Source organism: Nitrincola salilacus (genome assembly GCF_046271865.1).
Classification (GTDB): Bacteria; Pseudomonadota; Gammaproteobacteria; order Pseudomonadales; family Balneatricaceae; genus Nitrincola; species Nitrincola salilacus.
Window position 1 is genome coordinate 2,625,127 of record NZ_CP176580.1, and the last position, 23,524, is coordinate 2,648,650.

Sequence of the window (23,524 nt, forward strand, 5' to 3'; positions counted from 1 at the left end):
CCACTACAAACTCAGATAATCAGTGCTAACCGTCGGTTTTTCGATGTTCAGTGCTTTGAGTATATCCAACTGCTCACTCGTCATGGATGAGAGACCTGTGACAGGGCTGCCATTCAGGCTTGCCTGGTGATACTGGATACGACGCAACTGCGCCAGGGCTCTCATCGGTGAGTGCGCTGAGTCTGCTGCCTTGAGGCGCATCCGCATCACTCTATGCAGGACCAGCGCAATGAAGCAGATCATCGCATGTGCCCGGATACGTTCCGGTAACCGGTGGTACACCGGCCCGATCTCAATGTCTGATTTCAACGCCTTGAAGCCACGCTCGATATCCGCCAGCGACTTGTAGTGTCTGACCACTTCGTCAGGCGCCAGATCCTGCACGTTGGTGACCAGCAGCAGTTTGCCATCCATCAGGCGCGCTTGCTGCAAGGCAGAAGCATCCACATCATAGCTGAACAGTGGACTCTTCAGATTGACTTTAACGATCTTTGCCAAGCCAGACTCGCTGACTTCTTTATACAGACGGGCCGTGGCCCCACCGCCTGAGAGCTTGCGGCCACGCGCTTTCTCGCCCTCATCCTGTCGATCCAGCTTGGCGGCAAGCCGTTCCGCTTCCTGCTCAAGCGCTTCGATTCGCGCATCACGGGTGGCAATTTCATCCGCCGCCCGTCGGGGATCATGAGCAATGATCAGGCGTTGTTTCTGCCATTTGGATTCTGTGATCACTTCTGCGGTGGCGTCGGCGAACACGCTGCTCTGCAGCGGTTCCAGTATCGGTTCAAAGTCGCCGTATCGCCGCCCCGGCACGGCCAGAATGAACTCCAGTGGCTGGCCGCTGGGCAGGGTGATCTGTTGCAGCTCTTCCAGGTTATCGATCGACAGTAAGCCACGGTCAGCCACCACGATAATACGTTTAACCGGAAAGCGCTCAATGATGGTCTGCACCGTGGGCTGCAGGGTTTTGACCTCGGCGGTGTTACCTTCGAACACTTCGTGGTACAGCGGCAAGCCATCCGCAGTCTGGACCATACCCAGCATGACCTGACGCCGGATGCCGCCCTCTTTGGAGCGTCCATATTGACGCAACTCGTTCGCCTGTTGTGTCAGACCTTCTGCTCGAATCGTGGTCATGTCGTAAAATACAACAGACAACTCCTGATCAATCAAGGGCCGCAGCAGCTCTGTTACTTTGTCATTTACCGCAGCCTGATGCTCATTGAGCGCATCCATGGCGCGCAGCAGGTGTTGATGATCGATCTTGTCCATACCGCTGACACCCGGTATGCACACGGTCTCCAGCCAGCGCAGGACGCCCAGTTTGGAGTCGGGTGAGGTCAGCCGGTTCATGACCATGATGCGGATCAGCGACTCAATCTGGATGCTGTGCCGGGTACCCCGAAAGACCTTGCGTAACTGATCAAAGCCCAGGGCATTCCAGAGCTGAGTCAACGCCCAGACGTCGCCGAGCGCACGGGATGACTCGAACGCAACGTCGGGCTTATCGGGTAGTGAGCGACCCGTGATACGGCAGAGTCCTTCGACAACGGACTCCAGCTCGTCGCCGAGCTTGTCCAGCCGCCCCAGTGTGGCAATCGTACGTTGCTTCGGGCGGCCGTTCTCGTCTCGATAGGCTTCCACGAGCTGAACGTATTTGCGGGGACCGGATGTAGTGACTTTGACAAACATGCCATGACTATATCAATTTTAAAGCACTATTAAAAGGAAATAGTTATCCACAGACATGCCATTACATGGCATTTGAAAATATCAACACCTAAACCCGCATGATTACTGGTGTCGGTACAGGAAAACAGGGGTTATTCAGTGGATAACTGTCGAACTCGGGAGACCGGCGGCGGTGGTGTGGATATCTCTGTAATAATGATGCTCGGCACCAACAGCTCAGATAGCTTCTCGATATACACTATCAACTGACCTTGAAGGCCTTGTGCCGACCTGAAGATGGAAGCTGATAAGCGCTTCACACAGCAAGGGTTCAGATCCCAGCGATTCACTGAGGCTCTGAGTTCTTGAGTCAATTTTAGCACCACAGCTACCAACCGCGTCGGTCAGCAAAATCGTGCCATTTCATGATAGCTGGAAGAAACCAAGGCGTACCTGTGTATAGAGGACGTGATTTGAAAGGAAACTCATCAAATGACGTATGACCTTCAACAAGGTTCAGTACTTGCTGGGCAATTTTTCGCCCGAAGTAGTTGGCTCGCCCTACACCAGATCCGCAATATCCCATGGCGTAATACATGTCATCCATTTTACCAATGTGTGGTACATGATCGAAGGTATAAGCAACAAAGCCTGACCAGGCATAATCGATTTTCGTTTCTTCCAACTGGGGAAAGGTACGAATCATGAAATCCTGTAAGTATTTCGAATACAGTTGCGGTTGATCACCTTGCCCAAACGCCCGACCGCCAAATAGAATGCGTTTACCGTCTGGCGAAGGTCGATAATAAGCCACCAATCGCTCTGTTCCACCATGCGCTCGTAATTTTGGACTTACTGAACGAATCACAGATTCTGGAAGCTCCTCCGTCGCCACCATGGCAGAGCGAATCGGAATGATACGACGCTTAAATTTGCCAAACTCGCCGCCAGTGTAACCATTTGTGGCGATAATCACTTGATCTGTATCGATCACACCACCATCATACTGAACTTTATAAGTACTGCCTTGCTTGGCTACGCCACGAACCTTTGTGTGCTCCAACAATAACACCCCGGCTTGCTGAGCGATTTTACAAAGTCCGCGATGGAGTTTTGCTGGCTGCAGAGTGCCATCCGTAGGATAAACAACGCCACCGTAATAAGCATTGGAACCTACTTCTTGAAACTGATCCTGACGGCTGACAGCAACCGCCGGAAAATCCACCACCTTGGCCAGCTCTTCAGCCTGCTCGATCAGTCCCGCGTAATGGCCAGGATGGCTGGCACCACGAAAGCGGCCACATAAAGACAAATCACAATCGATCTGTTCCTCTTTGATAAAGTCCACCAACCAGTTGAATGCAAGCAAACTCTCTCTTATGGTGGAATGAACCTTGTCACGACCATACTGACGTTCCAAACCATTCACTCCCAGCTTACTGAAGCTTGGACCAAGTAATCCACCATTACGACAGCTGGCTCCTTCTCCTAAACGCCCACCCTCAAGCAAAACCACTTTCAAGCCAGCTCGTGCTAACGTAATGGCGGCAGAGATACCCGTAAATCCGCCACCAACAATGACTGCATCGGCTTTTTGAGGGATCTCGAAACGCGCATTAGAATGGATGGTGTCCGTCAACGACGTATCCGCCAACCAATAAGGCATGTTGGTATAAGTTGATATATTTTTTGCCAACATATCGATTGCATTCCATGAAAAATAAAAAGTAAGTGCGCTGTGCTGACACTAGAACACGTGTTGTAGAAACTCTTTAGTACGATCCCATTGAGGATTCAGGAGCACTTGCTCTGGCGGGCCCACTTCGACGATTTCGCCTTCTGCCATAAAGACCACTCGATCCGCAACTTGTCGTGCAAACTGCATCTCATGGGTCACACAAACCATCGTCATGCCAGTTTTTGCCAAGTCGATCATCACATCTAATACTTCCTTCACCATTTCTGGATCTAATGCGGAAGTCGGTTCATCAAAGAGCATGATTTTCGGCTCCATGGCAAGAGATCTGGAAATCGCAACACGCTGTTGTTGCCCACCAGATAACTGACCTGGATAACGCTCTGCCAAATTAGCGATGCCTACACGATCAAGCAAACGCATTGCCATTTTATTAGCATCCTTTTCTGACATCTTGCGCAACCAGGTTAAGCTCAAGGTGCAGTTTTGCAGAACATTAAGATGAGGAAATAAATTAAAGCTCTGAAACACCATCCCCATCGTTTGATGAATAATTTTCTGGCTCTGACGATCTCGTGCAAGTTGCTGACCAAAAATCGATACCACACCCTCCTGATATTCTTCCAGATGATTCAAAGAACGTATGAGCGTAGATTTACCTGACCCTGATGGGCCACAAACCACCATGATTTCACCTTCGCGGATATCTAAAGAAATATTTTTAAGGACATGATGATCACCATACCATTTGTTTAATTTTTCTATTTTAATGGCCGTATTCGTCACGTTTTTTTCAGCTGATTCTCCTGAAGAAATCGTCATTATCGATCCACCTTTAATTTTTTCTCAAGATTTAAACTGTACTGTGACATACCGTAGCATAGGACGAAAAAAAGCACTGAAATCATCACCAGTGGCTCTGTATGTAGGCCGATCCAATCTTTATCGTTCGCAATATTTCGAGCCATCAGCATAATGTCAAACAAGCCAACAATCGAAACCAATGTTGTATCTTTAAGCAGACTTATAAATGACGTCATGATATTTGGAATCATCATTTTCAAGGCTTGAGGCAAAATAATCAGAATCATGGTTTTCCAGTAGCCCAAGCCAAGCGTTTTTGCGGCTTCGTATTGACCTTTTGGCATTGCCTGCAATCCACCGCGAATGTTTTCTGCCATATAGGCGCCAGCAAAAATACATACAGCCACTAATACTTGGGCTAGTTTATTGAATTCAACATTGGCAGGTAAAAATATAGGTAGTAATGTCACCGCCATAAACAATACAGTAATCAAGGGAACAGAACGAACCAGTTCAATCACCGTCATGGAAATCCAATGAATTACTGGCAACTTAGAACGTCGTCCAAGAGCCAGCACCACACCGACAGGAATGGCCATGGTAATAGCAAAACCTGCAATGATGAAGGTTAAAAACAGCCCACCCCAACGCTCTATTGCCACAGGCTGAAGAGCCACTTGGCTGACGAAAAAAGACACCAATACTGCCATTATCAACCAAGACATAATAAAACTTAACAGGTGAACACGACGCTGAAACCAGTGGGATAGTAGAGGAGCAAACAGTTCATCCAGTCCTTTACGCCCCAATACAGAAAGTAGCCAGTTACCATATATCATCAGCAGGAATGACAGAGCCAAGCAAGTCATTACGCCATGAATGATCCCTAACTCTGAACCAAAGCGTCCTCCCAGGAAGAGGTAAGCACCGACAAAGGGATATAAACCAATCCAGGACAGCAAAATAAAATTCCGCAAGGGCAAACGCTTAGACTTCAACGGCAGTAACCACACCACCCCAAGCATGACGCCAAGATTGACTCTCCACTGCTCTTCAATGGGAAACCGACCATAAATCAAGCTATTAAACCAGCTTATCACACCAGCCCAGCAAGCACCCTCTGCACTCAGATCCATACATTGACGACGATTGTCTGCAATAAAAACCGCGTTAAAGACCGCCCAATCCAAAATATGTTTCAGCAAATAAAACAGCACAACCGAGACACACAAGGTCAGCAAGCTATTGCCTACACTATTAAAACAACGATCTCGTACCGTTACGATAAAGCCTCTATTACTCTTGAGAGGAGGACGTGATGGCGATGGCACAAATTTCTTCAACGCGGAGTCATTTTTCATACTATGATCGTCCATCTAACTCACCTTATACTGTACATGATCGTTGTACTTATTGAGCAAATATGAGATCAACAAACTGATGAAAATATAGAACCCCATCACCATGAAAATAATTTCTATGGCACGACCAGTCTGATTCATCGACGTTTGCATAAACACAGAAACCAGTTCAGGAAAACCTATGGCGACTGCAAGCGAAGAGTCCTTCACACTGGTCAACCAAGAGTTTGTCATTGGTGGAATAATCGAACGAACTGCTTGGGGGATAAGGATCAAACGTAGAGACTGAAGCCGAGAAAAACCAATCGTAAATGCAGCTTCGTGCTGGCCTCTATCAATGGACTGCATACCAGCACGAACAGTTTCTGCTATTGCTGCAGATCGATATACTGTCATCGCCACAAACGCCGCACCAAAAGATGCAGGAAGAAACATCCCGCCAGTGTAGTTAAACCCTTGCAATACGGGAATGGACAAGGTCATGGATTTTGCAAAAAACCAGGCGACCCCAACCGCAGTCACACACCACACGATTATGCCAATATAGAAAGCACTGGGGCTCGATCCAGCGGATTTCACAAAGGATTTATACGCATAAATGAGGCCATAAGCTATCGCTATCAAAACACCAATGAGTGCAATTATTAATCCCCAAGACAAGGTGCTTTCAATAGTAGTGACATAAAGCCCTCGATTGTTAAGAAATACCCAATCCTTTAAATGGTAGCTTTGACGCGGTGCTGGCAATGTCGAAAATACCACCGTAAACCAAAAAATAATTTGAATTAACAACGGGACATTACGTACAACTTCCACATACCAGCGTGCTAATTGAGACGCCAATGGATTACTGGACAATCGTAATATTCCAACCACAGTACCAATCAACGTACCAAAGATAATGACACTAAAGGAAAGCACAAGCGTGTTGACTATGCCAACTAAAAATACTCGCCAATAACTCATACTTGGATCATACGGAATCAGGCTCCAACTGATATTAAATCCTGCTGTAACTTGCAGAAAATCAAAGCCAAACGTCATCCCTAGTCTATTTAAATTTTCACTAGCATTGGAAAACAAAAACCATAAACAAAACAACACACTCACTAAAGCAATTGCCTGAAAAACAACCGATCTACTCGAATAAGTGTTCAAAAAACTAGCACCATTTCTAGCCAAGAATCTTGATGATCCGGTTCCCCTTGATGCGCTTTCAGGCTGTTTCGTTACAGAAGGCTGGGTCATATCTATGCACCACACGAAGGAGAAAAACGAGATTGCAATAGATAGGCCAAAACCTATCTATTGCCTTAATGCTATTATCGGAAAGATTTAGCGTACATCATGCCACCATTGATCCATAACGCATTCAGCGTATTATCACGTTCAAGACCCAACACACTGTTTGGTCCTACGTTGCGCTCATATATTTCACCGTAGTTACCAACATTTTTAATGACTTGATAAGCCCAGTCCTCCGTCAGGCCTAAGCCCTTATTAAGATCGCCTTCTACACCCAGCAAACGTCTAATCACTGGGCTTTCGCTTTCTTCACGCATTTTTTCTACGTTTTCAGACGTCACACCAAACTCTTCAGCCGCAACCATGGCAGCAAACGTCCATTTAACAACATTGGCCCATTCGCTATCGTTCTGTTTCACCATAAATGACAAAGCTTCTTTGGAAATCGTCTCAGGCAGAATAATATAGTCACTCGGATTTGGTGCAGCAGAACGCTGAGCAGCCAAACCAGATTTATCGTTTGTTAAGGCATCACAATTATTATTAAAAAAGGCCGTATTACGAACAGAGGAATCATCAAACACCACAGTCTTTATATTTAAATTATTCGCACGGCTATAGTCAGCAATATTCAATTCGCTCGATGTTCCAGTCAATACACAGACGGTCGCACCTTGTAACTCCTTAACGGATGTCACCCCAAGATCTTTACGAACCATGAAACCTTGACCGTCGTAGAAATAGGTGTCCAAGAAATCCAGACCTTGACCAGCATCGCGGGAAAGCGTCCACGTCATGCCTTTTGATAAGATGTCACCTGCACCACTTTTGATAGAGGTGAAACTTTGCGCCCACTGTACTGGCAAAAAAGTCACCTTTGAGGCATCGCCAAACACGGCAGCAGCTACACCACGGCAAATATCAATGTCCATTCCCTGCCATTCACCCTCTTTATCTAAGCTGTAAAAGCCTGGAAAAGAGTTACCAATAACACAATTTACATAACCGCGCTCTTTCACTGCATTCAGGGTTGATGTGCTGTCATTTGCATAGCTATTTGCCGCCAAAAATGTGGTAGCAACTGCTAGCGCCACAGAGAACTTATTCATTGTTCATTCCTTTTATATTCAGTTGATTATTTTTATTTTAACGATGCTCATTTGCTGTTAAGAGTACCGCTCAAAAAATTGATATTCGGCCTCAACCACTGCTGCAATCAGCTTCCTGGTACCTGTTCGCAACTAATCCGTACTGAGCCCCCTCGACTTGTCGACACACTGGAGTAGGTTATGACTCCAACCGCCGCATCGGCTAGTAGCTCTTTTCAATGTGCTCCGATGCAGGCTGAACAGCTAACAGTTAGGATCTTATGGGAAGATCATCTATAATCACACTGAATATTTTAAATAGTCTAATAACTTTAGGTTATGCCTATGAACATCAATAAATTACGTGTATTTCACGAAGTATTCGTCACGGGAAGCATCACTCGCGCAGCAGAACGTAGCTATGTCAGCCAGCCAGCGGTGAGCAAGATGCTTGCAAATTTTGAGGATGAAATAGGTTACAAACTGTTTGTACGTAATAACGGAAAGCTTATACCAACCGACGAAGCCCTGTACCTACACGAAGAGGTATATGGCTTGTTGCAAGGTGTAAATCATCTGCAGGATAGCATAAAGGGGGCAAAGAATAGCAAAACAGGAAGGCTGCGTATTTGTACGATTTTTGGACCATCGTACCAATTTTTACCCGAGCTGATCGCCGAGTATATGAACACAAACCCTGGTGTCGATGTCAGCTTACACCTGTCCGGGTGTTCGGCTATCCGACAAGGCATTGCCTCAGGGCAGTACCAGATCGGGTTAGTTGATAAAGCTCAGAGCTCATCAAAACATGACTCCGTTGCATTTGATTTACCCTGTTATTGCGCCGTGCCAAAAGATCACCCCGCCGCACAGCTGGAAATCATCCAACCTCAGGATTTAATGGATCTAAACTGGATCACGCTCGATTCAGAGAACGCAACAACAAAAACATTGAAGGGTGTTTATTCTGACAGAGGGCTGACATTCAATCGAACCATAGAAGTACATACGACGATCCATGGCTTGTCTTTTGTCAACTTAGGCATGGGTACCACATTGGTCGATATCCTGAACTTTCGTTACTTTAATAAAGTCTTCCAACTACCCAATGTTGTCCTGAGACCTTTTTCGCCCAGCATTGTAGAGCCGTTGGAGGTGCTAACGTCTAATTTGAGCCCTCTGTCTGGCATCGCTAAAGATTTTTACGACACACTCATCAATAAATTGGAAATACAAACTCGGTTTGATTGATATCACATTCCAACTGTTTTCATCAGGAGTTTGAAAACTCTTTCTCATGCAGCCAGGCTGCATGCTTCGGTACTGTCTTGGTTTCGGAGTTTTTCAAGGTAGTTGTCCGATTTTCTCGTTTTACGCTGCTGCCTGAACCGGTACGATTTCCCGATCTGGGTTCAGACTTACTGAGCCTATAGGCGTCCAGTTTCTTGTTGCTCTGCCAGACCATCGCTCTGGATACTCTGATTTCGCTTGTTCATACACCGACTTCCGTTTTGCCAGAAGTGCCTCGTCTTGCTGCTTGTGGCGCTGCACCGGTGTCACGAACCGTATACCGCTATGGCGGTGCTCATGGTTATAGAACGTCGTAAAACCCATCATCCATACTCTGGCGCTTTCTAAGGTAGCAAAGCCGCCTGATGGCCACTGTGGGCAGTACTTCACCGTTTTGAACAACGATTCCACATACGGGTTATCATTGCTCACTCTGGGCCTGCTGTACGAGGACGTTACACCCAGCTCCTGCAATTTTACCCTGAGCGTGCTGCCTTTCATCGGGCTACCGTTATCCGAGTGCAACACCAGTGGCTTAAACAAGCATTGCTCACGCAGTAACGCGCGCTGTACCAGCTCACTGGCCAACTGGCTGCATTCTTTTTCGTGCACTTCCCACGCGACCAGTTTTCGGCTGTAAATATCGATGATCGCGTATAAATACCAGTACAGCCCTCGAATACCAGACGGCATATAGCTGATGTCCCAACACCACACCTGGTTTGGTGCTGAAGCACTGTAACTGGTAGGCTTAGCTCGGCTCACCGGTGCTTTGCTTTTGCCTCGGTGGTGTTGCTGATTTGCCGCTTTAAGCACCCTGTACATCGTCGATTCCGAGGCCAAGTAGACACCATCATCTGCCAGCCGTGGCACAATTTGTGATGGCGGCAAGCTGGCGTATTCGTCGCGATTACACGTTGCTAATATCTGCTCGCGCTCGGCTTCATTAAGCTTGTTCTTCGGCTCTGGTCTTATTGCCGTGGGCCGCTTATCTTCGAGCACAGCGCCTTGCTCATCGCGCCAACGGCGAAGTGAGCGCAATGGTATCTCAAGCTCCTGAGCGGCCTTATCGCGCCTGGCTCCCGCTAACACGGCTTCATCAAACCAGCTTAGGTTTAAGTTGCGCTCGCTCACCGTCGTTAACTGTCCTCGTCCTCCTCGCCGTAGTACGCTCTGAGCTTTTTTCGCAGGACCAGCAACGCTGCCGCCTCCGCCAGAGCTTTCTCTTTACGGTTTAGCTCGCGCTCTAACTGCTTAATCCGCTTTTTATCTTCTCTGGCCTGCTTTTTCTCAGCAGCCTTGTGCTGAACCTCGCTCACATTGCCCATCACACAGGCGCTGCGCCACTCTTTAACCTGCTCAACCAACAAGCCTTTTTCTCGGCAATACTGGCTTAACTCGGTTTCTGATAACGGGGCAGTTTCAATCACCACCGCCAACTTTGCTTCTCCTGACCAATCATCAGGCTTTTGTCCACTGACCGGCACGGCATATCCTTGAGCTTTTAACTGATTGCGCCAATTGTACAGCGTCTGCTCAGAAATGCCTTCCTCTGTAGCCAACTGCGCCACGGAGCGATTTAACGGCGGTAATAACTTCTTTAATATTGCTTCTTTTCTTACTGGTGAATAAACAGCCATTTGAACCTGCTAACCACCCGCCGTCTGACACTAACTATTGTGAAAAGAAGACCGGACAACTACTCTGACACGGCGGGGTTTTCGACCATTCCTCCAGCATCACCGGCGCAACCTCTTTCAGTTGCCGCATCTGCTCTGCTGTACCCAGACGGCAGGTCAACTCAAGTCTATGGCCATTAGGATCAAAGAAGTAGATAGATTTGATAATGCCATGATCGGTTGGACCGAGAACATCAACGCCTTTGCCTTCCAGCTCTTCCTTGGCATCCATCAGGGCCTGCTCATCTGCCACTTCGAAGGCAATATGCTGAACCCATGCAGGCGTATTCGGATCCTTGCTCATGGTTGGCTGGTTGGTGATCTCAAAGAACGCCAGAATATTGCCCTGCCCGGCATCAAGAAACAGATGCATATAGGGATCTGGCTCTTTGGTTGAGGGGACTTTATCCTCGGCTATAGCCACCAGAAAGTCCATGTTGAGCTTATCCTTGTACCACTCAACCGTTTCTTTGGCATCATGACAGCGATAAGCAACGTGATGTATCTGTTTGATTTCGATCATGGACATTTCCTGTTTGTTATTTTGAATCAGTTCTTGAAAGGAGTTGATCGATAATAGTTACATACGAAACCAATGTCAAAAATGGAAAATATAAATTTACTTATTAATTTCAATGTATTAAACATTATTTCTCGTTGAGAAAGAGTCTATATACCCCCAGTTCAGAAACCGTATTCAATCTGATACAGAAATATGGGGAAATTACTCATATTGAAGACCTCGCCAATTCAACTTACACTTCAGACATTCCTTTCATCAGTAGCAGTTGCCCTATCATTCTCATGACAAAACTACGTTGTATTGACGAACTCATCCAAACCTTTCAGGATCAGCGTCCGATTCGTGGCGGGTCACTTATCATCACCATCTATGGCGACTCCATTGCCCCTCGTGGCGGCACTGTCTGGATGGGCAGTCTGATCAAGCTGCTGGAACCTCTCGGATTGAATCAGCGCCTGGTGCGAACCTCCATCTTCCGGCTGACTCGTGAGGGCTGGCTCACATCATCACAGGTTGGTAGACGCAGCTATTACAGCCTTACCGACAGTGGTCGCAAACGCTTTGAAAGCGCCTTTCGTCGTATCTACGCGGCACTGCACCCCGAGTGGGATGGTCAGTGGGATCTGGTGATCACGACCCAACTCGACAATGAGTTACGCAAAGTAGTGAAGAAGGAACTGGAGTGGCAGGGGTTTGGTAATATTGCACCCGGCCTGATGGGTCACCCCATGGCCGATACTCAGGAGCTGAACAACACCTTGCAGGATCTGTGTGTCACCGGTGAAGTGATACATATGAAGTCACAAATGGTCGGCAGCCATACATCGACCACAATGAAGCAACTGGTACATGAGTGCTGGAATCTGCAGCAGCTGTCAGAGGATTATCAAACCTTCCTCAACTACTTCCGCCCTATTCTGCGCGCTGTTGAGCAAGCCGATGATCTCAGCCCAGAGCAGTGCTTCCAGTTACGCACGCTGATGATTCACTATTACCGTCGAATTCTACTGCGCGATCCACTGCTGCCGGAGAAACTGCTCCCGGCAGACTGGACCGGCACCTCAGCTCGGATTTTGTGTCGTAACATCTATCGACTGATTCACAAGCAGGCTGATCAATATCTGAGCGAATCCCAGGAAACAGCAGACGGCCCATTGCCGGAACCGGCACCACGCTTTTACAAACGCTTCGGTGGGCTGTAAATGACTGAGCCATCCGACCAGCCGGTTGTGCAGATCGCTGTAATCGGTAGCGGACCGTCTGGCTGCTTTATCGCCGACATACTGGCTAAAAAGCTTCCCTCTGTGCAGATCGATATGTTTGAGCGTCTGCCAACCCCTTTCGGCCTGGTTCGGGCAGGAGTTGCACCGGATCACCAAGTGACAAAACAGATCGTTCGCCAACTGGATCGTACACTGCAGCTTCCCAATGTCCGCTTTATCGGGCATGTGCAGATAGGCCAGGATCTGAGCTACGAAGAGCTGAAACAACACTATCACCTGGTGATAGTCGCAACCGGTGCCCTGCGGGATCGTAAACTCGATATTCCTGGCGATTCACTTGCTTCTGGTATTTATGGATCAGGCGCTTTTGCCTGCTGGTACAACGCCCACCCCGATCAGGAACAGCTGAAACCGCGACTGGGTCGCAGAGTTGCCATCATTGGCAATGGTAATGTTGCGCTGGATATTGCCCGCGTATTAGCCAAATCCCCTGCCGAAATGGCCAGCTCAGATATCGATCCTGTTGCAGAACAGACTATTCGCGAGGCCGGTATAGAAGAGATCTACCTGATCGGCCGCCGTGGACCACTTCAGGCAAGCTTTACTCCAATGGAGCTGAAAGAACTAGGTGAACTGGAAGAGTGCGCTGTTGTAGTAGACAAGGCACAGCTACCCGCTGAAGTACCTGAAGAAACAGATCCGAAGGACAAAATTCGCCTGCAAAAAAACCTGGACTTGCTGCATGAGTTTGCATCCAGAGAGGTAAGCGATAAGCCGATCAATCTGCACCTGCTGTTTCATCACACTCCCATCAGATTGAGTGCGGTTCAGGGTCAGCTAGCCGCAGTTGAGCTGCAAAGCACACTTCAAACCAGCTGTGATCAGTCGGGTAAGACGGTAAGTGACTCGACGCTGCTCGAGATAGATACACTTATCACCGCTATCGGGTATCGCTCAGTTACGATTCAAGACATGCCCTTTGATGAAAAACGCGGTATCATATCCAACCTCGATGGTCGGGTTGAAGCGGGCGTTTATACTCTGGGCTGGAGCAAGCATGGCCCTCAGGGTGTGATCCCCAGCAACCGCGTCGATGCCATGACGGTCGCTAAAACAATAATGTCCGACCTGCAACACCACCCTGTCACTGCACCTGCAGAAGGCTTTAATGCTGTCTCTGCTCTGCTTCAACAGCGTGGTATCCGCTCGCTGAGTTATGCCGACTGGCAGAAAATTGATGCGGCGGAAATCGCTCGTGCCACTGCAGGCAAACCGAGAGTAAAGTTTCGTCGGCTTGATCAGTTGATCGCGGCAACAAAATAAATCAGTACTGAAGCAACCACACCGCAATGGCTCTGCATTCATTACTGGAGTCCGTAACCCTTTTTCCGTCTGGACCCTTATGCCACTTTCAGAACCAACATCAAGAAGCCTGCAACATACTCGCGAAGTGATCTGCCAGGGTTATCTGCGTGATGACGGCCTGTGGGACATTGAAGGCCACCTCACCGATACCAAGACCTTCAGAATGCGCTGTATCGAGCGCAATGATGGTTATATTCCCGTTGGTGAGCCGCTGCATGGAATGGCGCTGCGTATCACAGTGGATCTTGACCTGAATATTCTCGACGCCGAAGCCAGCATGGACTTCACGCCGTTTGATCTATGCCCTTCAATTGCCGATGCTTATCGTCAGTTAATTGGCCTCAAGATCGAGTCTGGATTCACCAAAAAAACCCGTAGCCTTTTCGGTGGTGTACAGGGCTGCACTCATCTGGTGGAGCTGCTTGGGCCACTGGCCACCACGGCTTATCAGGCAACGCATCAGGCGCGCCAGGGCAGAGACAAGGGCAATTGGGATGCCGGCGCCGAACCGCCACCACTGCTGAACAGTTGCCACACATTCGACAGTACCGGGCCTGTGGTACAGAAATACTGGCCGCATTTTGCCAGCTCAGGCGATTAAGCCTCCCTGTATCCTCTCAAATCAGGAGCCAGATCACTGATCGGCTCCTGATTTGCTGTCAGCTGCCCTCTTTCTCTTTGAGCTGATACAGCGGCAGCACATCATCATCGAAACTCATTCGCTTGCGATCTGCTTCCACCTCAGTCAGCGCCTCAACTTCCTGCATGGTATTCAGGCTGCGAATCGCCAGATCCTGATACTGCTTCGTGCCCAGCTCCTTCCAGCCGATCTCCTGATCCGACAGCTCGCGGATAATCCGCGCCGGAGAGCCTGCTACCAGTGTTCTGTCCGGCACGACAAATTTGGCTTTAACAAAAGCCATGGCAGCCACCATTGCTGACTCACCCACGACTGCACCATCCATCACGACCGCATTCATGCCAACCAGTGCATTGCGTTTGATCACACAGCCATGCAAAACGGCGCCATGTCCGATATGGCCATCCTGCTCGACAATCGTATCTGTACCCGGGAAGCCATGCATGACGCAAGTGTCCTGAATATTGGCTCCCTCCTCCAGCACCAGGCGACCGAAATCACCTCGCAGACATGCCGCAGGACCGACATAACAACGCGGACCGATAATCACATCACCGATCAGCACGGCTGTCGGATGCACAAACGCAGTCGGGTGAACCACTGGCGTGATACCATCAATAGCATAGACTTTCATAAATGACTCCTGGGCGCATCGCAAAGCCGTCATAAGCGGCTGAATGACGATACAACATCCTGATAATGGTTCAATATAGCCTGCTCATGGCAAACTCTCGGGTACAGCATACATTCAAGCTTTGCGATACACAAAATGATTATTTTCTACTAAAAACTGTATTATATACGCCTGATGAAAAGACCTGTGCCAGAAGATGCATCGATAGCACTCGATCCCAGATGTATCATTCTGGTGCGGCATGCTCACAAAAAAGCCGTTTCATTTTGCAGTGCAGCAATGCTATTATCGCTGCTAAAGTAGATGACAAAAAAAATAATCAGGATACTTTTATGTTAATCAAGCCCGACACATCTTGCCTCTTAGTTGTTGATATTCAAGGGAAACTTGTTCCTGCTATTCATGAAAGCGAACAGATGATCACCAATTGCCGCTGGCTCATAGAAGTGGCAAGCGAGCTGAAAATCCCTATCCTGACATCCGAACAATATCCTCAGGGCCTTGGCCACACCATCGATTCATTGAAGGCGATTCTGCCCACAGAAACCGTTATGGAAAAGGTCTACTTCTCCTGCGCCGCTGAATCTCAATGTCGTGCAATGATCCAGCCCTATTCTCAAGTCATCATCATCGGTATGGAAGCACACGTTTGCGTTCTGCAGACAGCGTTGGAACTCAAACAACAAAATCATGAGGTGTTTGTCGTTGCAGACTGCGTATCATCACGCAATCCCCGGGACAAAGATCTGGCACTCGATCGCTTCCGCCAAAACGGCGTTGAAGTAGTCAGCCGCGAGATGGTTGCCTTTGAATGGATGCAGAAGGCTGCAACTGACAGCTTCAGACATATCAGCAAAAACTTTCTTCGCTAATTTCATAAAGTCGTTCACCCTGCTGTATTCCGCATTGCCAGAGGCAAAGTGTTTCTGCGGATAAACAGAGGGCATGACCCAACAATAATAGGAGAGGTCAATGTCAACACCACTCTGGACACCCAGCTCAGAGCGCATCCAATCAACCCGGATGTACCATTTCATGCAGGCCATGAATCAGCAGCACAATCTGAAAATGGGTCACTATGACGATCTCTACCGCTGGAGTGTCGATCAACACGAAACCTTCTGGAACAGTTTCTGGGATTACTCCGGCATCATCGCCAGCAATAAAGGTGATCAGGTACTGCTGGATGGCGATAAAATGCCTGGTGCCACCTGGTTCCCGCAGGCACGCCTGAATTTTGCCGAGAACCTGCTGCACTATCGTGATGATCGCCCCGCACTGGTATTTCGCGGAGAAACCGACTATCGAGTAGAGCTCAGCTATGCCCAGCTCTACTCCCGTGTTGCCCAACTGGCCAGCGCCCTGCGCAAACAGGGCATCACCAAAGGTGATCGCGTCTCAGGGTTTATGCCCAATATCGCCGACACGGTCATTGCCATGCTGGCCACCACCTCTATTGGTGCGGTATGGAGCTCCTGCTCGCCTGACTTTGGCATCAACGGCGTAATTGATCGTTTTGGCCAGGTCAAACCCAAGGTGATGTTCACTGCCGATGGCTATCGCTACAACGGCAAGGTCCTCAGCAGCATCGAGCGCGTCAGTGAAATCGCCGATCTGCTGCACTCAGTTGAGAAGATCATCGTTGTGCCCTACATGGATGAAAATCCGGATATCAGCCCGCTGAAAAACGCCGTGCTGCTGCAGGACTTTGTCGATACCGAGGCCACCGAGATCACTTTCGAGCAGGTTGCCTTTGATGACCCACTCTATGTGATGTACTCCTCCGGCACCACCGGTGTACCCAAATGTATTGTACACAGTGTCGGCGGCACACTGATTCAGCATTTGAAAGAGCATATGCTGCACACAGATCTGGATCGCGACGACACTCTCTTCTACTACACCACCTGTGGCTGGATGATGTGGAACTGGCTGGTCAGTGGTCTGGCTGTCGGCTGCAAAGTTGTGCTGTTTGACGGCTCACCTTTTGCACCCCGCCCGACCGTACTGTGGGATATTGCTGAGCAGGAAGGGATCAGCGTATTCGGCACCAGCGCCAAATATATTGCGGCGCTTGAAAAAGCCGAAGTTATTCCTAGAGAGAAGTATGAACTCAGTCGCCTGAAAGCAGTGCTCTCCACCGGCTCGCCATTGGCGCATGAAAGCTTTGATTATGTTTATCGTGATATCAAGGCAGATCTGCAGCTCTCCTCTATTTCTGGTGGAACCGACATCGTCTCCTGCTTTGCGCTGGGCTGCCCGATTCGTCCGGTCTGGGCCGGCGAGCTGCAATGCCGCGGCCTGGGGATGGCGGTCGAGATCTTTGATGATAACGGCCAGGCCGTTCAGGGTGAGAAAGGTGAGCTGGTCTGTGTTAAACCCTTCCCCTGCATGCCGATCGGCTTCTGGGATGATGAGGATGAAAGCAAATTCCGCAGCGCCTATTTCGACCTGTATGACAACATCTGGGCTCACGGTGACTATGGCGAGATCACCCATCATGATGGTGTGATCATCCATGGCCGCTCCGATGCAGTTCTGAACCCGGGTGGCGTGCGTATCGGCACCGCCGAGATCTATCGCCAGGTGGAAAAAGTGGATGAAGTGCTGGAAAGTCTCTGTATCGGCCAGCCCTGGGATAACGATGTCCGTGTCGTACTCTTTGTCCGTCTGAAAGAGGGTTTTACTCTGGATGATGCGCTGACCAAGAAGATCAAGGACACCATCCGCGCCAGCACCACACCGCGTCATGTACCAGCTAAGGTGATTCAGGTCAGCGATATTCCGCGCACGATCAGTGGCAAGATCGTCGAGCTGGCCGTGCGTAAGGTCGTGTTGGGTGAAGCGGTCAAAAACAAGGATGCACTGGCCAACCCTGAAGCACTGGAACTGTTCAAGGACCTGCCTGAGCTGCAGTGCTGACAGCTAAAAAACAGACTGGGATACAGCAACTGTATCCCGGTCATTGTTCGGATCAGTTGGCTTCCGTCACTGAGGTTTCCCGCTCAACTCTCGCCACCTGATGCGTTCGATCAAATTTCCCCACAAAACTTCTCAGAGTTCCTGCCTCGATTTTAGGCCGGTCCTGGCGTTCAAGCACACGACTCCATACCTTTTCGAACACACGAGCCGTTGCTCTCGGAAACGGCGTAAACAGAGGGTTGAAAGGGTTATCTCTGGCCTGCATCCAGATCGTCATTCGATGACTTGGGCTTCTGGCCTCACCTCTGCAATGAAAGCCGTAAACATTACCGATCAATAACGTATTAGCCGGCACTTTAAAGCTGACCGCCTTCAAATCCATTTCCGACAGCTCCTGCTCAGTCACTCGAAAGGAGCCATCCCAGTACCTTCCCTTCTGCCGCTGCGCCCCCACTTTTGAAGCCTCAAGACTTTGACGATATTCCCAGCGCAACCTTTTCCAGCTCAGTCGATGAGACTGCGGAACATAAACGTGAGGGCCATTCTGATCATCCACGGCATCAATAAACAACCACCCTTTGACACATGGGTGGAATGTATCTGCATGGAGATCACGTTGAGGATCAGGCCTTGGGCTGACGTTGGCATGGTTGCACAGGTTTTCTATATAGAAAAGTGGTGGCCGATTTTTGGATGAGCACCATCGAACCAGCCTATCCAGCTCAGGCTTCTCGGTAAATGCCTTGAGTTGTGGACTAAGCTCCCGCTTATCCTGCGTCATGAAGGCGCGCTGGGTCAGCGTTGTGCCTTCAACAAACTCACGTATGGGACCCTCAAAATCTTCCATCTCACTGCGCAGTTTCTCAAACTCTTCTGCTGGTAAAAAATCATGCTTGAGTAGAAATCCATTACGTATAAACTGGCGACGATCCTCTGGACTGACCAGTGGTGACAATAACCATAACCTGAATCGAAACAGAGTCTGAGAAAGCACAACCCTCAGCACATGCAAACCGCATCGGTTTAACAGGTAGCTACCGATGATAGGGTTGTTTTTAAAGCTTTTTCCCCAGCTACACAGCTGCAGAAGCCATAATGGCCATTTGTAGAACGCCGACAATTTGTGTTTCAAGTTTTTCACGACACCGATAGCTCCCTGATCGGTTCTCCAGCCAGAAAAGCGTGAATATCCTCCACCGCCTGACTGAAGTAATACTGGTAATTGGCATCTGCCACATAACCTAGATGCGGTGTGGCCAGCAAATTGGGTAATGAGCGCATCGGATCATCGCCAGGCAGTGGCTCCTGCTCAAACACATCCAGACCAGCACCCGCAATAAGGCCCTGCTCAAGTGCATGAATCAACGCCGCCTGATCAATGATCGCAGCGCGTGATGTGTTGACCAGAAAAGCACTTGGCTTCATCAGACCTAACTCTTTAGCTCCTACAAGACCACACGTCCGTTCACTCAACACCAGATGTATCGAAACCACATCACTGCGACTCAGCAGATCCTCTTTTGATGCAGCCAGCGACACCCCCACCGCATTGGTCCGCTCCTGCGTCAGATTCTGACTCCAGGCAACCACCTGCATGCCAAACGCCTGCCCTACTCGAGCAACCGCCTCACCTATCTTTCCCAGCCCCAGCAAACCCAGTGTTTTGCCATGAAGGCTAACACCCAGAGTGCTTTGCCAAGGCCCATTACTACGCAGGGCGGCATGTTCTGTCGTAATATGTCGAGCCAAGCCCAGGATTAAGGCCCAGGTCAACTCGGTTGGTGGTTCGGATCGGCTCTGAGTTCCACAGACAGTTATTCCTCTTTCCTGTGCGGCCGTAAGGTCAATGGATGCATTACGCATACCTGACGTGATGATCAAACGCAGGCTGGGTAACCTGTTAATCAACTCGGCGCTCAAAGGTGTTCGCTCACGCATCACCACCAGTATCTGACAATCCCGAACTTTCTCAACCAGTTGATCATGATCGCTGATGTGCTCAGAAATGTTGATTACCTCTACGCGCTCAGCCAGCGATGACCAGTCAGCCATTTTCAATGCAACCTTTTGATAATCATCAAGGATTATGCACTTCATTTGTCCTTCACACCTATCCATAGATATTGATTGACTGGTATTCAGTCTGATTTATGAACTTTTTTCAATTATGACAGCTTTCTGCCAGACTAGATGAATATATTGCCAGAGTACCATCAGCACCCCTCCCATGCTGTTGATGGCTGCCACTCAGACAATAAATAAAAAGGTTTACAAAATGGCAATTTCTTTCTCTCAAGCGCTTAAAGCTACGGCTGTAGCTCTCACACTTCCTGTTATTATTTCAACCAGTATGGCTCAGGCGGACAACTATCCGGCTCGACCCATCGAAACTGTTGTAGGCTTCGGTACTGGCGGCAGTGCCGACCGTATGACACGCATCATGGCCAGTCATCTATCCAAAGAGTTGGGTGTACCGATGCGGGTGACCAACCGCCCTGGAGCCGGCACGCAGATCGCGGCCAACTACATCCTGAATGCCCCGGATGAGGGCTACCACCTGTTTTCATCAACCTTCGCTCCCTATCTCACCAATACAATTCTGGCAGGCAATGCCACCTATACGGTTGAGGACTTCTCCTACCTGAATTTCCAATGGTTTGATCTTGATCTGATTGCGGTTAATAGCGACAGCGGCTTTAACAGTCTGCCCGAGGTGATCGAGACCATCAAGAATGAACCTGGCAAAGTGCGTGCAGCCGTAGTTCAGGGGTCGGCAGGTCACTTGATGGCGCGCATACTGCTTGAAGAGTATGGAATCCCGCAAAGCAATCTCAATCTGGTGACCTATAACAGCGGTGGAGAAGCTCGTACAGCAGTTGCCGGTGGCCAGGTCGATCTGATCCTGATCAGTGCTCAGGGCAGTGAAAGCATTCGTGAATTTCTTACCCCCCTTGCCATCGTCAGTGAAGAGCGTGTCGACCAGTGGGATGTACCGACGGTGAATGAAGCGATTGCACCGCTGGGATATCAGGTTCCGGTTCTGCAAGGCTCCATGAGAGGGTTTGCCGTCAGTGCTGAGTTTAAGCGTCGTCATCCTGAGCGTTTTCGCAAGCTAAGCGAAGCTATGCAAAGTGCTCTGGCTCAGAAAACACTGCAGGACGAACTGAAAAGCCACGAAATCGGCGGATTATGGATAGGCCCGGATAAATCCAATCAGTTGATGCTGGAAAATTTCGAAACCTTCCGCAAATACGCCCACATCCTCAATTGATATCACAACTCGTCTCATTTCAGCCCGGATCATAATGATCCGGGCAGCGGGAGATTACATGAATATTTCCAAAAATGATCGCGGCCATCTTGGCATGTTGCTGGGGCTGGCCGGGTTTACTATCTGGTATCTGAGCGATGCCATACGGGTCTCTTCCAGCGTTCCCAACCTGCTTCTGATACTGCCGGTCGCTACAGCCGTTCTGATTCTCTGTCTCGCCGAGCTGCTGATCAGCCTATGGCGCAAGACGCTGTTTGAAGCAGTCGATGATGAGCCCGTAAAAGAGATACTACCCATCGTCCTTCTGTTCAGTGCCTATGTCCTGACACTGCCCTGGCTGGGCTTTGATCTTGGCACGGTACTGTTTGTGGCAATTTTTCTGCGCATGAAACAGGAAACGAACTGGTGGATGGTAATCGGATACAGCCTGACTTTTGGTCTGGCGACAGCACTGTTTTTTGCCTTCATGCTGCCCTACCCAATGCCCATGACGTTTTTACCGATTGATTAACCCTTTTCAGAGATTTACCTGCCATGATCGATTTAGCAGCCAGCGCAGATGCCCTGTCTTTACTTTCATCCAGCCTGACGCCTTGGCTGATTGTGATTCCCGGTATCATCATCGGATTGATTTTCGGTGCAACGCCGGGTCTTCAGATATCCATGGCGATGGCCATTTTTCTTCCCATGACCCTGCATATGGACTTCATGCAGGCAATGCTGTTCCTGACGGCAATCTTTACCGGTGGCTCTTTCGGCAGTGGTATACCGGCTATTCTGATGAATATTCCCGGCACATCCTCCGCTATCGCCACGGCATTTGACGGTTACCCCATGGCTCGCAAAGGCCTGCACAACCAGGCACTCGGAATTGCGTTGGCCTCTTCTGTTTTCGGTGTCCTGGTAGGTTACCTGATACTGTTCATGCTGATTCAGCCCATCTCGCTGATGGTTCTTAAACTGGGTCCATCTGAGATGTTCATGGTCATTCTCTGGGGTATGACACTGATTGCCAGTTTAAGGGGCGAGCATATGCTCAAAGGCCTGATCGCTGGTTTCGCTGGGCTCCTGATCGGCACAATCGGATTCAATGAAATAGGCATGGCACGTGGCACCTTGGGCAGTTTCTATCTATTCGATGGTATACCTGTTATACCGGCAATGATGGGCATGTTCGCTGCATCCGAACTGTTCCGACTGGCAAATAAGCAGTATATCGTCGAAAGCGACGCATCACGCAAGGTAGATCTTGGTAAGATTATAAAAGGGTTCAAGATGGCATTTGCGTCCCCTCTGGTCATGCTCAGAGGTTGTCTGATCGGCGTCTTCGTCGGAGCAGTGCCTGGCGTCGGCTCCTCCGTTTCCAATCTACTCTCCTATGTGGAAACCAAAAGACGTGATGCTGATCCAGATTCATTCGGCAAAGGTAATCCGAAAGGGATTGTCGCATCCGAATCTGCCAACAGCACCTCAGAGGCTGGCTCCATGGCGACACTGCTTGCGTTGGGTATACCAGGTGGAGGTGCCACGGCGGTGATGCTCGCTGCATTTGCCATGCACAACATCACTGGTGGCCCACAGTTTATTCGTGAGCAGACTGATATCGTCTATGCCATCATTTTCGCCAATTTCGCGCAGGTGTTCTTCCTGATGATTCTCGGTATTCTGCTCATTCCATTACTGGCCAATATCATTAAAGTCCCGATGCGTTATCTGATCCCCAGTGTATTGGTACTGGCGGTGTTTGGCTCATTCGGCCTGACCGGTAACTTTGTCGGTCCATTCACCGTGTTGGCTTTTGCTATTATAGGTTGGCTGATGCGGCGCTACGGATATTCGGTACCTGCAGCAGTGATAGGTATACTACTGGGGGCCATGGCTGAGAAAACACTGCTGCACAGCTATCAGATCAGTGGTGGAGATATCAGCTATATTCTTGAGCGCCCAGTCACGCTGATAATTCTATTTTTGTTACTGATCTCTCTGTTCGGCAAGCACTTTATGATGCTGATCAGAGGTCTGTTCCAGAGAAAGCCCAGCCTGAGTTCTGCCGATTGAACTAGCGATTCGCACACGCCCTGATCCTGCCGGGATACAGGGCAGCTTGAGTAACGA

At 49.2% G+C, this 23,524-nt stretch carries 20 protein-coding genes; 9 read left to right on the forward strand and 11 right to left on the reverse strand.

Going from position 1 to position 23,524, the window contains the following annotated elements:
- Window positions 1–3: 3 nt before the first annotated feature.
- From ACK3CJ_RS12405 to ACK3CJ_RS12430, 6 genes are all read right to left on the reverse strand, one after another.
- Entirely contained in the window at window positions 4–1,689 is a 1,686-nt protein-coding gene (locus tag ACK3CJ_RS12405) for an IS1634 family transposase (protein ID WP_409522523.1), read from the reverse strand.
- A gap of 367 nt (window positions 1,690–2,056) precedes the next feature.
- A complete protein-coding gene (locus ACK3CJ_RS12410; protein WP_409522524.1) occupies window positions 2,057–3,367 on the reverse strand; it encodes an NAD(P)/FAD-dependent oxidoreductase in 1,311 nt (436 codons plus the stop codon).
- Between the two features lie 48 nt (window positions 3,368–3,415).
- Window positions 3,416–4,186 (reverse strand): amino acid ABC transporter ATP-binding protein, encoded by a 771-nt coding sequence (locus ACK3CJ_RS12415; RefSeq protein WP_409522525.1) that lies wholly within the window; start codon window positions 4,184–4,186, stop codon window positions 3,416–3,418.
- Window positions 4,186–5,544: an amino acid ABC transporter permease gene (locus tag ACK3CJ_RS12420; protein WP_409522526.1), complete on the reverse strand. Its 1,359-nt coding sequence runs from the start codon at window positions 5,542–5,544 to the stop codon at window positions 4,186–4,188. Before ACK3CJ_RS12420 ends, ACK3CJ_RS12415 begins: the two co-directional genes overlap by 1 nt.
- Complete coding sequence (locus ACK3CJ_RS12425; RefSeq protein ID WP_409522527.1) at window positions 5,545–6,777, reverse strand: amino acid ABC transporter permease; 1,233 nt, start codon at window positions 6,775–6,777, stop codon at window positions 5,545–5,547.
- A gap of 74 nt (window positions 6,778–6,851) precedes the next feature.
- Window positions 6,852–7,883, reverse strand: a complete 1,032-nt coding sequence (locus tag ACK3CJ_RS12430; RefSeq protein WP_409522528.1) for an amino acid ABC transporter substrate-binding protein — start codon at window positions 7,881–7,883, stop codon at window positions 6,852–6,854.
- Window positions 7,884–8,207: 324 nt separating this feature from the next.
- Here ACK3CJ_RS12430 and ACK3CJ_RS12435 point away from each other — a divergent pair, with 324 nt between their 5' ends.
- Window positions 8,208–9,113, forward strand: a complete 906-nt coding sequence (locus tag ACK3CJ_RS12435; RefSeq protein WP_409522529.1) for a LysR family transcriptional regulator — start codon at window positions 8,208–8,210, stop codon at window positions 9,111–9,113.
- A gap of 120 nt (window positions 9,114–9,233) precedes the next feature.
- On the opposite strand, the gene ACK3CJ_RS12440 is transcribed toward ACK3CJ_RS12435, so the two are convergent.
- Both ACK3CJ_RS12440 and ACK3CJ_RS12445 read right to left on the reverse strand, forming a co-directional pair.
- Window positions 9,234–10,792, reverse strand: a protein-coding gene (locus ACK3CJ_RS12440; RefSeq protein WP_409522522.1) for an IS3 family transposase whose coding sequence is annotated in 2 segments (ribosomal slippage) — window positions 9,234–10,306 and window positions 10,306–10,792 — 1,560 coding nt in all. Because the reading frame shifts where the segments join, the coding sequence is not laid out codon by codon here.
- A gap of 34 nt (window positions 10,793–10,826) precedes the next feature.
- Window positions 10,827–11,354, reverse strand: coding sequence for a VOC family protein (locus ACK3CJ_RS12445; RefSeq protein WP_409522530.1), 528 nt, complete (start codon window positions 11,352–11,354; stop codon window positions 10,827–10,829).
- A gap of 281 nt (window positions 11,355–11,635) precedes the next feature.
- On the opposite strand from ACK3CJ_RS12445, the gene paaX reads away from it, so the two are divergent.
- The 3 genes from paaX (at window position 11,636) to ACK3CJ_RS12460 (ending at window position 14,543) form a co-directional block, all read left to right on the forward strand.
- On the forward strand, window positions 11,636–12,556 hold the full coding sequence (paaX, locus tag ACK3CJ_RS12450) for a phenylacetic acid degradation operon negative regulatory protein PaaX (RefSeq protein WP_409522531.1): 921 nt from the start codon (window positions 11,636–11,638) through the stop codon (window positions 12,554–12,556).
- Window positions 12,557–13,900, forward strand: a complete 1,344-nt coding sequence (locus tag ACK3CJ_RS12455; RefSeq protein ID WP_409522532.1) for an FAD-dependent oxidoreductase — start codon at window positions 12,557–12,559, stop codon at window positions 13,898–13,900.
- A gap of 79 nt (window positions 13,901–13,979) precedes the next feature.
- Window positions 13,980–14,543, forward strand: coding sequence for a DUF2889 domain-containing protein (locus ACK3CJ_RS12460; protein ID WP_409522533.1), 564 nt, complete (start codon window positions 13,980–13,982; stop codon window positions 14,541–14,543).
- A gap of 58 nt (window positions 14,544–14,601) precedes the next feature.
- Here ACK3CJ_RS12460 and paaY read toward each other — a convergent pair whose 3' ends face one another.
- On the reverse strand, window positions 14,602–15,216 hold the full coding sequence (gene paaY, locus ACK3CJ_RS12465; protein WP_409522534.1) for a phenylacetic acid degradation protein PaaY: 615 nt from the start codon (window positions 15,214–15,216) through the stop codon (window positions 14,602–14,604).
- Window positions 15,217–15,281: 65 nt separating this feature from the next.
- On the opposite strand from paaY, the gene ACK3CJ_RS12470 reads away from it, so the two are divergent.
- Both ACK3CJ_RS12470 and ACK3CJ_RS12475 read left to right on the forward strand, forming a co-directional pair.
- The gene (locus ACK3CJ_RS12470) at window positions 15,282–16,088 is read left to right on the forward strand and encodes a hydrolase (protein WP_409522535.1); all 807 of its coding nucleotides are present in this window, start codon (window positions 15,282–15,284) and stop codon (window positions 16,086–16,088) included.
- A 100-nt stretch (window positions 16,089–16,188) separates the two neighbouring features.
- A complete protein-coding gene (locus ACK3CJ_RS12475; RefSeq protein WP_409522536.1) occupies window positions 16,189–18,138 on the forward strand; it encodes an acetoacetate--CoA ligase in 1,950 nt (649 codons plus the stop codon).
- Window positions 18,139–18,190: 52 nt separating this feature from the next.
- On the opposite strand, the gene ACK3CJ_RS12480 is transcribed toward ACK3CJ_RS12475, so the two are convergent.
- Entirely contained in the window at window positions 18,191–19,093 is a 903-nt protein-coding gene (locus ACK3CJ_RS12480) for a phytanoyl-CoA dioxygenase family protein (protein ID WP_409522537.1), read from the reverse strand.
- A gap of 182 nt (window positions 19,094–19,275) precedes the next feature.
- A complete protein-coding gene (locus ACK3CJ_RS12485) occupies window positions 19,276–20,190 on the reverse strand; it encodes a D-2-hydroxyacid dehydrogenase family protein (protein WP_409522538.1) in 915 nt (304 codons plus the stop codon).
- Between the two features lie 223 nt (window positions 20,191–20,413).
- Between ACK3CJ_RS12485 and ACK3CJ_RS12490 the strand changes: the two genes are divergently transcribed.
- Genes ACK3CJ_RS12490 through ACK3CJ_RS12500 form a run of 3 tightly spaced genes read left to right on the forward strand, consistent with a single transcriptional unit; the run spans window position 20,414 to window position 23,467 of the window.
- Entirely contained in the window at window positions 20,414–21,409 is a 996-nt protein-coding gene (locus ACK3CJ_RS12490; protein ID WP_409522539.1) for a Bug family tripartite tricarboxylate transporter substrate binding protein, read from the forward strand.
- A 58-nt stretch (window positions 21,410–21,467) separates the two neighbouring features.
- Window positions 21,468–21,920, forward strand: coding sequence for a tripartite tricarboxylate transporter TctB family protein (locus ACK3CJ_RS12495; protein ID WP_409522540.1), 453 nt, complete (start codon window positions 21,468–21,470; stop codon window positions 21,918–21,920).
- A gap of 23 nt (window positions 21,921–21,943) precedes the next feature.
- On the forward strand, window positions 21,944–23,467 hold the full coding sequence (locus ACK3CJ_RS12500; protein ID WP_409522541.1) for a tripartite tricarboxylate transporter permease: 1,524 nt from the start codon (window positions 21,944–21,946) through the stop codon (window positions 23,465–23,467).
- Window positions 23,468–23,524: the final 57 nt, after the last annotated feature.

Bases quoted from the DNA above. Each gene is read 5' to 3' on its own strand.
- ACK3CJ_RS12405 (WP_409522523.1), bottom strand. From the start codon at position 1,689: ATGTTTGTCAAAGTCACTACATCCGGTCCCCGCAAATACGTTCAGCTC.
- ACK3CJ_RS12410 (WP_409522524.1), bottom strand. From the start codon at position 3,367: ATGTTGGCAAAAAATATATCAACTTATACCAACATGCCTTATTGGTTG.
- ACK3CJ_RS12415 (WP_409522525.1), bottom strand. From the start codon at position 4,186: ATGACGATTTCTTCAGGAGAATCAGCTGAAAAAAACGTGACGAATACG.
- ACK3CJ_RS12420 (WP_409522526.1), bottom strand. From the start codon at position 5,544: ATGGACGATCATAGTATGAAAAATGACTCCGCGTTGAAGAAATTTGTG.
- ACK3CJ_RS12425 (WP_409522527.1), bottom strand. From the start codon at position 6,777: ATGACCCAGCCTTCTGTAACGAAACAGCCTGAAAGCGCATCAAGGGGA.
- ACK3CJ_RS12430 (WP_409522528.1), bottom strand. From the start codon at position 7,883: ATGAATAAGTTCTCTGTGGCGCTAGCAGTTGCTACCACATTTTTGGCG.
- ACK3CJ_RS12435 (WP_409522529.1), top strand. From the start codon at position 8,208: ATGAACATCAATAAATTACGTGTATTTCACGAAGTATTCGTCACGGGA.
- ACK3CJ_RS12445 (WP_409522530.1), bottom strand. From the start codon at position 11,354: ATGATCGAAATCAAACAGATACATCACGTTGCTTATCGCTGTCATGAT.
- paaX (WP_409522531.1), top strand. From the start codon at position 11,636: ATGACAAAACTACGTTGTATTGACGAACTCATCCAAACCTTTCAGGAT.
- ACK3CJ_RS12455 (WP_409522532.1), top strand. From the start codon at position 12,557: ATGACTGAGCCATCCGACCAGCCGGTTGTGCAGATCGCTGTAATCGGT.
- ACK3CJ_RS12460 (WP_409522533.1), top strand. From the start codon at position 13,980: ATGCCACTTTCAGAACCAACATCAAGAAGCCTGCAACATACTCGCGAA.
- paaY (WP_409522534.1), bottom strand. From the start codon at position 15,216: ATGAAAGTCTATGCTATTGATGGTATCACGCCAGTGGTTCACCCGACT.
- ACK3CJ_RS12470 (WP_409522535.1), top strand. From the start codon at position 15,282: ATGGTTCAATATAGCCTGCTCATGGCAAACTCTCGGGTACAGCATACA.
- ACK3CJ_RS12475 (WP_409522536.1), top strand. From the start codon at position 16,189: ATGTCAACACCACTCTGGACACCCAGCTCAGAGCGCATCCAATCAACC.
- ACK3CJ_RS12485 (WP_409522538.1), bottom strand. From the start codon at position 20,190: ATGGCTGACTGGTCATCGCTGGCTGAGCGCGTAGAGGTAATCAACATT.
- ACK3CJ_RS12490 (WP_409522539.1), top strand. From the start codon at position 20,414: ATGGCAATTTCTTTCTCTCAAGCGCTTAAAGCTACGGCTGTAGCTCTC.
- ACK3CJ_RS12495 (WP_409522540.1), top strand. From the start codon at position 21,468: ATGAATATTTCCAAAAATGATCGCGGCCATCTTGGCATGTTGCTGGGG.
- ACK3CJ_RS12500 (WP_409522541.1), top strand. From the start codon at position 21,944: ATGATCGATTTAGCAGCCAGCGCAGATGCCCTGTCTTTACTTTCATCC.